Origin of the sequence: Cellulomonas chitinilytica, assembly GCF_016862675.1 — a bacterium.
Taxonomy (GTDB): domain Bacteria; phylum Actinomycetota; class Actinomycetes; order Actinomycetales; family Cellulomonadaceae; genus Cellulomonas; species Cellulomonas chitinilytica.
The window spans coordinates 513,307-525,670 of the sequence record NZ_BONK01000001.1; the positions used below are offsets into that span (position 1 = coordinate 513,307).

General features: G+C 75.9%; 10 protein-coding genes. 3 read left to right on the forward strand and 7 right to left on the reverse strand.

Annotated elements, in window-relative coordinates; all coding sequences use genetic code 11:
- Positions 1 to 37: 37 nt before the first annotated feature.
- Positions 38 to 1,045 carry an RNA polymerase subunit sigma-70 gene (locus tag Cch01nite_RS02360; RefSeq protein ID WP_203747989.1) on the forward strand — a complete coding sequence of 336 codons (1,008 nt, stop codon included), beginning with the start codon at positions 38 to 40 and terminating at the stop codon, positions 1,043 to 1,045.
- Positions 1,046 to 1,066: 21 nt separating this feature from the next.
- Here the strand turns inward: Cch01nite_RS02360 and Cch01nite_RS02365 are convergent, their stop codons facing one another.
- From Cch01nite_RS02365 to Cch01nite_RS02375, 3 genes are all read right to left on the reverse strand, one after another.
- Positions 1,067 to 2,419, reverse strand: a complete 1,353-nt coding sequence (locus tag Cch01nite_RS02365) for a hypothetical protein (protein WP_203747991.1) — start codon at positions 2,417 to 2,419, stop codon at positions 1,067 to 1,069.
- Positions 2,409 to 2,960, reverse strand: a complete 552-nt coding sequence (locus Cch01nite_RS02370) for a sigma-70 family RNA polymerase sigma factor (protein WP_239069751.1) — start codon at positions 2,958 to 2,960, stop codon at positions 2,409 to 2,411. Before Cch01nite_RS02370 ends, Cch01nite_RS02365 begins: the two co-directional genes overlap by 11 nt.
- 91 nt (positions 2,961 to 3,051) lie before the next feature.
- Positions 3,052 to 3,456 carry a PLDc N-terminal domain-containing protein gene (locus Cch01nite_RS02375; protein WP_203747993.1) on the reverse strand — a complete coding sequence of 135 codons (405 nt, stop codon included), beginning with the start codon at positions 3,454 to 3,456 and terminating at the stop codon, positions 3,052 to 3,054.
- A gap of 164 nt (positions 3,457 to 3,620) precedes the next feature.
- Between Cch01nite_RS02375 and Cch01nite_RS02380 the strand changes: the two genes are divergently transcribed.
- Entirely contained in the window at positions 3,621 to 4,388 is a 768-nt protein-coding gene (locus Cch01nite_RS02380) for a hypothetical protein (RefSeq protein ID WP_203747995.1), read from the forward strand.
- A gap of 5 nt (positions 4,389 to 4,393) precedes the next feature.
- On the opposite strand, the gene Cch01nite_RS02385 is transcribed toward Cch01nite_RS02380, so the two are convergent.
- The 3 genes from Cch01nite_RS02385 to Cch01nite_RS02395 form a co-directional block, all read right to left on the reverse strand.
- The gene (locus Cch01nite_RS02385) at positions 4,394 to 5,884 is read right to left on the reverse strand and encodes an MATE family efflux transporter (RefSeq protein ID WP_203747998.1); all 1,491 of its coding nucleotides are present in this window, start codon (positions 5,882 to 5,884) and stop codon (positions 4,394 to 4,396) included.
- Between the two features lie 188 nt (positions 5,885 to 6,072).
- A complete protein-coding gene (locus Cch01nite_RS02390) occupies positions 6,073 to 8,655 on the reverse strand; it encodes a glycoside hydrolase family 5 protein (RefSeq protein WP_203748001.1) in 2,583 nt (860 codons plus the stop codon).
- Positions 8,656 to 8,817: 162 nt separating this feature from the next.
- Positions 8,818 to 9,522, reverse strand: coding sequence for an NAD(P)-dependent oxidoreductase (locus Cch01nite_RS02395; RefSeq protein WP_203748003.1), 705 nt, complete (start codon positions 9,520 to 9,522; stop codon positions 8,818 to 8,820).
- Positions 9,523 to 9,659: 137 nt separating this feature from the next.
- On the opposite strand from Cch01nite_RS02395, the gene Cch01nite_RS02400 reads away from it, so the two are divergent.
- Positions 9,660 to 10,625 (forward strand): AraC family transcriptional regulator, encoded by a 966-nt coding sequence (locus Cch01nite_RS02400; protein WP_203748005.1) that lies wholly within the window; start codon positions 9,660 to 9,662, stop codon positions 10,623 to 10,625.
- Between the two features lie 69 nt (positions 10,626 to 10,694).
- Here the strand turns inward: Cch01nite_RS02400 and Cch01nite_RS02405 are convergent, their stop codons facing one another.
- Entirely contained in the window at positions 10,695 to 12,260 is a 1,566-nt protein-coding gene (locus tag Cch01nite_RS02405; RefSeq protein ID WP_203748007.1) for a M15 family metallopeptidase, read from the reverse strand.
- Positions 12,261 to 12,364: the final 104 nt, after the last annotated feature.

A 12,364-nucleotide genomic window follows, 5' to 3' on the forward strand; every position in this document is an offset into this window, starting at 1 on the left:
CGAGCGCCTGTCGGAACGGTCTCGTACCGTCCGGTGCATGACGACGAGCAGCGAGCTCGACGCGGCCCGCGCGGGCGACGAGGACGCGTTCACGGCGCTCGTCGCGCCGCACCTGCGCGAGCTGCACGTGCACTGCTACCGGATGCTCGGGTCGCTTGACGACGCGGACGACGCCCTCCAGGACGTCCTGGTGTCCGCCTGGCGTGGACTGGCGCGGTACGCGGGCCGCGCGTCGGTCCGGACGTGGCTGTACGCGATCGCGACGAACCGCTGCCTCACCGTGCTCCGCACCGGCCGGCGCCGCCCGCGGGAGGTCGCCCTGCCGTTCGACGCCCCGCCGCCCGACGACCGCACGGAGGTCCCCTGGCTGCAGCCCTACCCGGACGCCTGGCTGCCCGTCGAGCCCGTCGAGCCAGGGCCGGCGGCGCGCTACGACGCGACGGAGTCGATCGCGCTGGCGTTCGTCGCCGCGCTGCAGGTGCTGCCCCCGCGGCAGGTCGCGGCCGTCGTCCTCGGCGACGTGCTCGGCTACGCGCAGGCGGAGGTCGCGGCGATGACCGGGACGACGCCCACGGTCGTCAAGGGGCTGCTGCAGCGCGGGCGGGCGACGCTCGCCCAGCACCGCCGTGACGAGCCGCGCACCGGCCGCGACGTGCACGGGCATGTCGACCTGCACGTCGACCGTGCCGTGGCGCACCGGTTCGCCCGCGCGCTGGAGGCGGGGGACGTCGCGGCGGTCGTCGACCTCCTGACGGACGACGGCTGGCTCGCCATGCCGCCGCTCCCGCACGTGTACCGGGGCCGGGCGTCCGTCGCGGCCTTCCTGCAGGCGGCGGGCGGCTGGCGTGCCGGTCGCCGGCTGACGCTCGCCGAGGTGGCGCTCAACGGCGAGCCGGGGTTCGTCGGCACGTCCTGGGACGGCGGCCGCGAGGTGCCCGGGGGCGTCTACGTGCTGACGACCCGCGCCGGGCACCTCGTGTCCGCGACCCGGTTCCTCGACGACCGGCTCGTCGGCCTCGTCGGGCACGAGTGCCCGCGGCCGTGACCGGCTCCGGTCAGGCTCCGGTCAGGCGCACTCGTACACCGTCGCGGCAGAGTCCTCCCGCAGGCCGAGCAGCCACTCGTCGTCCGGACCCTGGACGGCGAAGAGCGCGTGGTGGTCGAGGAACTGCTCCTCGGTGTACGGGTAGGCCGCGGCGCCGTCGACGAACTCCTCGGAGGCCTCGTCGTACGTGAAGCTCGAGTCCCGCTCGTGGGCGTACACCGCGTGCGACACCGGGTTCCCGCCCGGGACGGGAACCCACACCCGCCGGCCGTCCGAGGCCGTGCCCGCGGCACGCCAGTCCGCGTCGACGTGGTCGGCCTCGGCGGCGAGGAGCGACAGGAAGCACTGCTGCGCGCCGGGCGCGCCCGACCCGTCCCTGTCGGGGTAGGCCGACGGGCGGTCGACCCCGTCGTCCCACCGGAACGACGCCACGTCCGCCACGTCGACGTCCTTCGCCTCCAGCAGGAACGCGCCACCCATCGGCGTGACGTACGCGTAGTGGAGAGGCGTCAGCCCCGGCACCACGCCGGAGGCCGGTGACCGCAGCTCGACGAGCCGCGCGCCGCCGATCTGCCGCAGCGTCCGCGACTCGCTCGGGACCTGGTAGCCCAGCGGGGACCCGCCGACCATGGACCCACCGTCGCCGTACACGCCCCGCCACTCGACGGCCGTCGTCGCGGTCGTCGTGACGCCGAAAGTCGGCGACACCCGGATCGAGGTCGGCACCGTCAGGGACTCGTAGCGCGTCGTGGTGTCGATCAGGAGCCCGGGGTGCTCGAGGCTCCCGTCGACGCGCGGGCTGCACCTGTCCGCGGACACCGGGCACCCGATGAGCGACACCGTCTCGCCCACCCGCTCGTACAGGCCCTCGATGCTCGACGACGGCCACTCGTCGTTGACGAGCGCGTAGATCGAGGCGTCCCCGTGGTGGCCGACGAGGAACGCCCGCTGACCCCCGAACTCCGTGAGGCGCTCCGTCATGCCCGGGTCCTCCACCGGCTCCTGCCAGGTCTCCCCGGTCGACGGCGACAGCACGCGGGCGATCCCGGCGGCGTCGTCGGGCGGGGCGGTGGGGGGCGCCGTCGACGAGGTCGCGCTCGGGGACGAGGACGGCGTCGCGCTCGGGGACGTCGACGACGTCACGCTCGGCGTGTGGGCCGGTGCGGGCGTCCCGTGCGCGGCACCGAGCCACGCGACGACGCCGACGGCCGCGACACCGGCGACCGCGGCGACCGACTCCACGGCGTGCCGCCGCACCCGCCGGCGACGCACCGCACCACGCACCGAGCCGAACGCGCGGTCTGCCATGGCGGGCACCTGCCGCTCGAGGTCGCCGGCACCCCGGGCCAGCAGGGCGTCGAGGTCACTGTCCATCTCGCACCTCCACGGTCTCGACCTGCCGGACGCTGATCCGCTCGACGGTGACGGCCGTGCTGCCCAGCACCGCGTTCAGCCGCGCGATGCCGTCAGCGGTGTACCGCTTGACCGCCCCTTCGCTGAGCCCGAGCTGCGCGGCGGTGTCCGCCACGGACAGGTCGTCGAGCTGCCGGAGCACCACGCAGGCCCGCTCGCGCGGGCTCAGCGTCGACAGGGCCCGCAGGACGTCCGCGCCGGGGCCGCGCTCCTCGACGGCGAGCGTCGGGACGGCCAGCCCGGCGAGCCGCTGCGACGTCCGCGACTCGGTGGCCCTGCGCCGCGACGCGTCGACCGACCGGGACGCGATCGCCCGCCGCACGTACGCCTCGGCCTGCTCGACCGACCGGAACCGGGCCCGCCCCGAGAACGTCGCGATCAGGGCCTCCTGCACGAGGTCCTGCGCGTCGGCCGCGGAGCCCGAGACGAGCATCGCGTGCGTGACCAGACGCGGGTAGCGCTCCCGCACCACCCGTTCCAGCAACGGCTCCCAGCTGCTCACCCGTGCTCCTTGACCGCGTACCGACCTGTCGAGGAGACAACGGAACACGCCCGCGCCGAGGTTGGGGGGGGGAGATCCGCGGCTGACGTTGCTACCCCTCGGTGCGCGGCTCCTGCTCGCCGTCGGGCCGCTCGAGCTTGCGCTCCCGCTCGCGCAGCTGCGCCTCCCAGGCCTTGAGCATCTCCTCGTGCGTCTGGTCCGAACGGCGCATCCCGGCGAGGAACTCGGGGTCGTCGTCGGGGGCGGACCGGCGGGGACGCTCGTACTCCGGGAAGCCGGCCGTGGCGGTCGACGGCCACGGCACGGTCGAGGCCCGCCGCTCGGGGCGTCCGGCGACCAGCCACGCGATGCCCCCGACGACCGGCAGGACCACGATGAGGATGACCCACACGACCTTCGGCAGGTTCCGGACGCTCGCGCTGTCCGTCTGCGCGCAGTCGATGAGGCAGTAGACGAGCATCCCGATCTCGAGCAGGTACGGCAGAAGGCGGATCACGCGGGCTCCCCAGGTCGCGCCCCGGTGGCACGACGACCGGGGACCGCCGGGAAGGCTAGCGCCGCCGAGACGGTCCCGTCCGCGGTTCGGACCGCCGGTCACCTGGTCGGACACGCCGCCACGGGTCCCGGGCCGGCGGGCCGGGGTCGGCCAGCATCGCCCGCATGACACCGACGTTCGACGAGCGGACCGACGCGCTCGTCCACGCAGCCCGCTCGCAGCCCGGTGTCGTCGGGCTCGTGCTGCTCGGCTCCGCCGCCGAGGCGCACCGGCGCGACGAGTGGTCCGACCACGACTTCTTCGTCGTCGCCCGGCCGGGTGCCGCGGACGAGGTGCGGGACGTCCGTGCGTGGCTGCCCGACGTCGACGACGTCGCGGCCCTCGCCCGCGAGGGCGAGATCGGGTTCTCCGTCCTGTACCGCGACGGTCACGTGCTCGAGTTCGCCGCCGCCACGGCCGCGGAGCTCGACGGCGCCGCGCTCGTGCACCACCGGGTCGTGTTCGACGACGGGTCGGTCGCCGCGCTCGTCGCCGCGTCGCAGGACCGGGCGGCGCGTGCGGTGGCCCTGGACCCGGCGAACGAGACGGCGCTGTTCCTCGTCAAGGTCCTCCTCGGCGTCGGGCGGGCGCGCCGCGGGGAGGTGCTGAGCGGCGGCCAGCTGGTCCGCCAGTGGGCGACGCAGCACCTCGTCCGCGCGGTCCGGGAGCGGTTGCCGTCACCGACGGACCCGGAGCGGATCGACCCGGCCCGACGGTTCGAGGCGGCGTACCCCGAGATCGGGGCGCGGCTCGGTGCCGCGCTGGCGCGCCCGGTGGAGGAGGCCGCCCGCGACCTGCACCAGCTGTGCCGCGAGGTCCTGGAGCCCGGCTGGGACGACTTCCCGTCGGCGGGTGCCGACGCGGTGGCCCACCGGCTCGGCTGGGACGGCTGACGCCCCTACCGGCGGGAACGGCCCTCGGGTGCGGGGGCCGGCTCGGTCTCGGTGTCGGGCGCCGGGTACGGCGCCGGCAGGACGTCGCCGACGAGCGCCTCCATCGCCGCAGGCCCGCCGACGGGTCCTTCGCCGGGGGCCCCGGACGCCTGGCCGGCGGCCGCGCGCCGCAGCGGGAGCCGCCGCTGCGCGACCGCGTACGCGGGGACGAGCAGCACGACGGCCCCGACCCACGCGAGCGGGTTGCCCCAGACGACGCCGTCGTACCCGTACGCGGCACCGAGGACCCCGGCGGCGACGAGCCGGCAGGCGAGCTCGATCGCGCCGGTCGCGGTCGGCACCACGGTGTGCCCGAGGCCCTGCAAGGCGCCGCGCAGCACGAACAGCACTCCCAGCACCGCGTACAGCACCCCGTTGACGAGCAGGTAGTGCGCGGCCATGTCGACCACCTGCTGCTCGCCGCCGCCGACGAACTGAGCGACGATCGACGGCCCGCCGAACACCACGACGACGCCGAGCACCACCGCGACGGCGACGGAGATCCACGACCCCTGCACGACGCCCACCCGGATCCGGTCGGGCCGCCCGCCGCCGAGGTTCTGCGCGACGAACGTGGACACCGCGATGCCGAGCGACGCGAGCACGAAGACGGCCAGCCCGTCGACCCGGACCGCGGTGGTCCAGGCGGCGACGGCGTCCGCACCGAGCTCGTTGAGGCGGACCTGCACGGCGAGCGTGCCGATCGCGATGATCGACGCCTGGAAGCCCATCGGGAGGCCGAGCCGCAGGTGCCGGCCGAGGTCCGCGCGGGACACCCGCCAGTCGTCGCGGTGCACGTGCAGCACGGGCACCCGCCGGCGCACGTACGCGAGGCACAGCGTGACCGACACCGCCTGCGCCAGGACGGTCGACAGCGCCGCCCCGGCGACGCCGGTGCGCAGGACGCCGACGGCCCCGACCACGAGCAGCCCGTTGAGGACGCAGCTCACGGTGAGGAACACCAGCGGCGTGCGGGAGTCGCCGATGGCCCGGATGATCGCGGACAGGTAGTTGAAGAACACGATCGTGCTGGCGCCGAGGAGGCTGACGACCGCGAACGTCGTCGCCTGCGGCAGCAGCTCCTCCGGGGTCTGCAGGAGCCGCAGCGCCGGGCCCGCGAGCAGCGGCGCCCCGACCGTGAGCAGCACGCTCGTCACGGCCGACAGCGCGGTGCCCGCAGCGACGGACCGGCGCACGGCGGCGTGGTCGCCCGCCCCGAAGGCCTGCGCGGTCGGGATGCCGAACCCGGACGTGAGCCCCCATGCGAACCCGAGCAGCAGGAACAGCAGGCTGCCCGTCGCGCCGACGGCGGCGAGCGCGTCGACGCCGAGCACGCGGCCGACGACGAGGGCGTCGGCCGCCTGGTAGAGCTGCTGGACGACGTTGCCGACGAGCAGCGGCACGGCGAACAGCACGATGACGCGCCACGGGCGACCGGCGGTGAGGATCTTGGGCACAGCGGACTCCGGACCGGAGGGACACAGGGGGACGTCCGCGATGGCCTTCGGCGATCGCGGCGTCCACCGACCGTATCGGCAGGTCGGACGGATGACGAAACGATTTGATCGAGTAAGTCGAAACGATCTGATCACCGGGAACCCGGCGTACGCCCGGGCCGTGCGACAGGCGTGCGACGGGCGTCGCGCTACGACGTGACCGACACCGTGTACGCGTCGGACGCGCACCCCGTGACCCGCCAGCCGCCGGGCACCTCGGTGGTCGTCGCGTCCGCGACGCCGGTCGTCCTGACCTGCGGGAACGCCTCCCCCGGCACCCAGACGTCGAGCTGGCAGCCGATGTCGTCCGACACGACCGTGGCGGCGAGCTCGAGGTCGCGCCCGCCCGTCCCCGACGTGAGGGAGTCGAGCCGGCCGGGGAACGCCCGCGGGTACGCCCGGGTCAGCGGGACCGCGAAGCCGTCCGGCGGCGGCGACAGCTCACCGGTGGCGCAGTCGACGGACACGAGGTTCCCGGACGACGTCGCGTCCGACGCCGTCTCCGGCGAGCCGCACCCCTGCCGCCACACCCAGAACGCCCCGCCGATGCCGAGCCGGTCCTGCGCCGCCACGAACCGCTGCACCTTCGCGCCGTCGACGTCGGGGTCGCCGAACCATCCCCACTCCCCCGCCCACAGCGCCGCGCCGTACGCGGCGGCTGCCCGGGACGACACGTCGAGGTTCCGCTCGATCGACGCGAGCGTGAACCCGAGGGACTGGTCCATCGAGATCGACTCGCTGTACGGGTGCGGCGCGAACACGAGCTGCCGGTCGTCCGTGAAGCCGGGCGGCGGCGTGACGTCGAACGCGAGCCCCGACCACAGGACGCTCGGCTCGAAGAACACGAGGTGCGGGAAGCCGCCGGCGTCCTGCTCGGCGGCGCGGATCGCGTCGATCGCGGCGTCGTAGTAGCGGCCGAGCAGCAGCCCGGAGCTGACCGGCGGGTCCGCGCCGATGCCCGGCTCGTTGAGCAGGTCGTACCCGGCGACGGCGGGCTCGTCGGCGAACGTCCGCGCGATCGTCGCCCAGGTCCGCACGAGCTCCGTCTGGATGCCGTCGCGGTCCGTGTAGAAGCTGCTGAACGCCGTCGCGACCGCCGGCGCGAGGTCGCGGGCCATGAACTGGCAGTGCAGCGTCCCGTCGGTGATCGTGGCCCACGACGGGGCGCCGTCCCAGCCGGTCGTCGGGGTCGTGCCGCCCCCGCAGGTCTCGTCGGGCCGGGCGATCGCGTTGCCCCAGGCGTCCTCGTGCATGTCGAGCACCACGTAGACGCCGTGCGCCTTCGCCGACGCGACGGCCGCCCGCACCTGCCGCAGGTACGTCTCGTCGATCTCGCCGCGGCGCGGCTCCAGCCGGGACCACGACATGCCGAGCCGGACGACGTCGAAGCCCATCGCGGCGATCTGCGCGAAGTCGTCGTCGGTGAGCGGCCCCGTGGCGGGGACCGCGGGGTCCTTGAGGTAGTAGTCGATGAGCTGGTTCACGTTGACGCCCCGCAGGACCACCTGCCGGCCCGTCTCGTCCCCGATGGCCGGGAGCCCGCCGGGCTCGTGCGCCGGGAGCAGCTGCAGGCGCGGCAGGTCGTCCGTCGCGGCAGCGGGGGTCGTCGCCTGCGGACCGGCCTCCGCGGGGGTCCCGACGACGAACGGCAGCGTGAGCAGCAGCACGGCCAGCCCGCCGCCGGCGAGGCGTCGCGAGCGCGGGTGCGGCACGGCCGGGAGCAGCCGGTCGCGCCACGGCCACGCGAGGCCCGTCGCGAGGGCGGCGAGGAGCCCGACGGCGGCGCCGTAGCCGATCCCGGTCGCGACGGCGACGAACGTCGTCGCGACCCACCACGCGTCCGGTCCGGCGCCGGCGACCGCGGCCGAGCCGGGCAGCGCCGCGACGAGCGCGTCGACGACCCCGAGGCACAGCCCGGCGACGATGGCGGCGAGCCAGACCGCCACCGACACGGGGAACGCCCGGTCGTCGAGCCGCCGCACCAGGGCCCGGAGCGTCCCCGTGCAGGCCCCGACAAGCACGGCCGTCCCGGCCAGCAGGCCGAGCACCCCGGCGGCGGCCGTGGGCGCGACGAGCGGTCCGGCGAACGCGTACCCGACGGGGCCACCGCGCCAGGTCGTCGACGCGAACCCGACGGCGGCGAGCGAGACCACGACGAGCAGGGCCACGACCGGCAGGACGAGCCGGGTGGCCGGCGGGCGGGAGCCGGCTCGCCCGGAAGGCTCGGCGGATTCCGCGGATTCTGCGGATTCTGCGGGCTCGGCGGCCTCGGCACGTCCGGGTGCGTCGTGCGGGCCGAACCGGAACGCGAGCGCCGCCGCCGCTCCGGCGACCGGACCGACCGCGAGCAGCTCGAGCGCCGCGAACCCGCTGGTCGCGAACGCGAACCGCACCACCGACAGGGGCGACAGGTGCGGCCCGGCGAGCGGCAGCGCCGAGACGACGGCCGTGGCGGCGGCGGCCAGCGCGCCCGCACCGACCGCGGCGACCCAGGTGACGACGAGCACCCACCCGCCGGTCACGACGGGCCGCCCGACGCGGGCGACCACGTGCACCGGCACGACGACCCCGGCGAGCAGCACCGGGAGCCCGACGAGCAGCGGGGCCCAGCCGTACGCGCCGCCCGTGCCGAGCAGCGGCAGGCCGCGGCCCCCCACGGGTGCGAGCAGGCCCGACGGGTCGGCGACCGCGAGGGCCCCCACGAAGGCGAGGAGGACCGTCGCCGCAGCCACGGACGCCCGCACCTCCGGGCGCAGGAGGCGGGGACGTCGGCGGCGCGGAGACGGCGATGTCTGGGCGGGCATGGTGATCGCGAAGCGTAACCGCTGGCCGTCAGAACACCAGGGGGTCCCTCCGAACGGCCCAACCGCCTCGGCACCCGGACCTGCGCGCGGTCAGGCCCGGGCGCCGGTGGCGGACCGGTCGACGGACGCGTCGGCGACGCCCGAGAGGGCGACGGTCCGGCCCACCCAGCGACCGTCCTGGACGGCCTCCGCCAGGAACCGGCCGACGCGCGCCCGCGCGACCGAGGTCCCCCGGACCTCTCCCGTCGACGACGCGAACGGCATGCCCTCGCCGGGGTCGTCGGTGAGGCTGACCGGCTGCACGCTCACCCAGTCCAGGCCGCTGTCCCGCACGAGCGCGTGCTGGACCTCGGTGTCCGCGATCTGCGGGCGGAGCAGCACGGCGAACACGACGCGCATGACCGCCGAGAGCAGGTCGCGCGTCTCGCCGACGCCGTACGACGTCTGCACGACGAGCCGCCGCACGCCGTGCACCCGCATGGCGTCGACGACCGTGCGGGTGCCGCGCGAGCGGACGTCGGGGGCGGTGCGTGCGGGTCCGCGCAGGCGGACGCGCACCGCGCTCTCGCTGATGCCGAGCGTGACGACGACGGCGTCCTGCCCGGCGACGAGCGGCCCGACGACGGACGCGTCGGTGGCGTCGCCGTCCACCGCGCGCACGGCGTGCAGGCCGGGTTCGGCGGTCAGGGTGGTCGCGTGCCGCGACAGCGCGGTCACCTCGTGGCCGCGACGGACGAGCTCGGTGACGGCGGCGCGGCCGGAGCCGCCCGTCGCGCCGACGACGAGAACCTTCATGGTGTCCCTCCGGGGTGCGTGAGCGGTGCGGTGCGCGCCGGCTCTGCCCTCAGCCCACCAGGCCCGACCTGGACGGTCTATGATCGGACGTCGGTCGAACATGTCGGATCGTCCGCTGTGGCCTTCGGAGGGGTCTCATGAGCCAGCTCGTCGCCGACCCGCCGTGGACGCCCGTCGACCCCGTGGGCGAAGCCCTGCACCGGCTGCGGATCACCGGCTTCTTCTACTGCCGCACCGAGGCCGACGGCGACTGGGCCGTCGAGATGCCCGCGTTCGCCGACTGCGTGAGCTTCCACGTCGTCACCGCGGGCGAGGCGTGGGTCGAGGTCGACGGCTACCCGCCCGTGCACCTCGGCGTCGGGGACCTCGCGCTCGTGCCGCACGGCCGCGGGCACCTGCTGCTCAGCGCCCCCGGGACGCCGTCCCTCGGCCGCGTCGACGAGCTGCCGCAGGAGTACGTCTCCGCGCACTACTCGGTGCTCCGCCACCACGGTCCCGGCCCTCGCACCGAGCTCGTGTGCGGGGTGCTCGGCGTCGACGGTCCCGCCTCCCGGCCGCTGCTCGAGCTCCTGCCGCCGGTCGTGCACATCGACCGGTCCGCACCCGACGCACCCTCCTGGATCGACAGCACCCTCACGCTCATGGCCGACGAGCTCCGCCGCGCCCGCCCCGGCGGCGAGGCCGTGACTACCCGGCTCGCCGACATCCTCGTCATCCAGGCCGTCCGCGCCTGGCTCGACGCCCAGGAGTCCCGGACGGGCTGGCTCGGCGCGCTGCGCGACCCGCAGGTCGGCGCCGCGATCGCCGCCGTCCACCGCGACCCGGGACGGCCGTGGACGGTCGAGGCGCTCGCCCGCCAGGCGGCGATGTCCCGGTCGAGCTTCGCGGCCCGGTTCACGCAGGTCGTCGGCGAGCCGGCCATGCGGTACGTGACGCGGTGGCGCATGCACGTGGCGGCCGACCGGCTCGCGCACGGCGGCGCGACCGTCCGCGAGGTGGCCGCCGAGCTCGGCTACGAGTCCGAGGCCGCGTTCAGCCACGCGTACACGCGGACCGTCGGCGTCCGGCCCGGGCGGACCAGGCGATCCGGTCCAGGCACCTGACGCGCCGGCCGGCCGGAGGCCGTACCCGAGCGGCAGAAGACCGACCGGTGACGCGTGGGGCGAGCGCGATCAGGCCGGCTCGGTCGGCGTCGGGCTGCTCGGGTCCGTCGGGTCCGGGGCCGGGGTCGTCGGCTCCGTGGCCGGGTCGGTCGGCGGGTCGGTCGGGTCGGTCGGGGCGTCGGTCGGGGCGTCGGTCGGCGAGTCGGTCGGCTGCTCGGTGGGCGACCCGCTCGGCTCCGGGCTCGGCGAGTCCGTCGGCGTCGGCGACTCGCCGGCCGTCGGGGTCGGCGTCGGCGACCCGCTCGGGGTCGGCGTCGGGCTGGGTGTCGGCGCGTCCGTGGGCGTCGTGGTCGCCGGTTCGACGGGCACGACCGGTGTCGCCGCGTTCGGCTCCCCGTTGACGAGGATCGGTGCGGACGTCCCGGTGCCACGGTCGTCGACCGTGCCGAACTCCCAGTGCCACGGCTCGTGCGGGCCGCGGCCGCCCTCGTCCATGTACGACGGGTGGTGCCAGCCGTAGAGGACCGCGTTGACCTTGAGCCACGCGTACTGCGCCGACCGGTAGGAGTTCGCGCCGTCGCCCAGGTCGATCGCGAGGCCCCACCCGTGGTTGGACGTGCCGGGCGTCGCGGCGAGGGGCCCCTTGGCGGCCTTGGTGCGCACCTGGGCCTCGAGCGTGCGGTACGAGTCGGTGAGGACGATGTCGTGGCCGAACGCCTCCCGGTAGGCCACGTTCATCCGGCCGAGCGCCTCGGCCGCGTCGCAGCGCAGGTGGTGCTGCGGGGCGAACACGACCGGGCAGAGCACCTCGAGCGGGATGTTGCCGTTCGTGAACCCGTCGGTGGAGTGCGCCTGGAGCTCGGCCAGGGCGATCGCGGCCTTGAGCGCCTCGTCGGCGCTCTGCGCGGCGACGTCGGCGGCCAGCGTGACGCCCGTGGCGGCGTCGCGTGCCTGGATCGCGGCGGCGGCGGCGGCGACGACGTCGCGGGCGTCGGCGGCGGCGTGGGTCGCGGCGACGGCGGCGTCGAGCACGGCGACGTGCGGGTCGGTCGCGACGAGCTGCCGGGCGAGGGCGGCGGTCTGGGCCGACCCGTCGGCGAGGTCCGTGGCGACGAGCAGCACGTCCTGCTCGACGTCGTCGACCGCGCGGATCGCGCTGCTCAGGTCGCCCTCGTCGAGCTCCTGGCGTGCGTCGTCGATCCGCGGCGGGAGCTGCTCGGGCTCGCCCGTCCACTGCGGCGGCTCGGCGGCCACGTCGGGCGGCGCGGCGTCCGCCGGGTCGTCCTGCAGCCGCTCGGTCACGTCGGCGCGGGGCATCGAGCCGGTCCGCACGAGGTGGGCGACGTGGACGGGCGGGGCGGGTGCGGCGGGCACCAGCGGGTGCCCGACGAGGGTCGCGGTGGCGGCCTCGACGGCCTCGAGGCGGTCGTCGAGCCGCGCGAGCGCCTGCTGCACCGCGAACGGGTTGAGCTCCGGCGGGACCTGCTTGCGGGTGACCGGGAGGTGCGCCGGCACGCCCTCGTGCACCGCCGCGACCTCGGCCGCCTCGACCGGGAGGACGCCCAGCGCCGGCGACAGGACGACGGGGGCTCCCGCGACGAGGACCGTCAGGAGGACGGCCCCGGAGCGTCCCACGACCGACCCGTGCGGTCGGACCGTCCGCGGGCGCGCACGGTGCGCACGCCTGCTCCCTCGCCGGTTCACGAGCACGTAGGACCCCTCTGCGGTGCGTCGTCCGT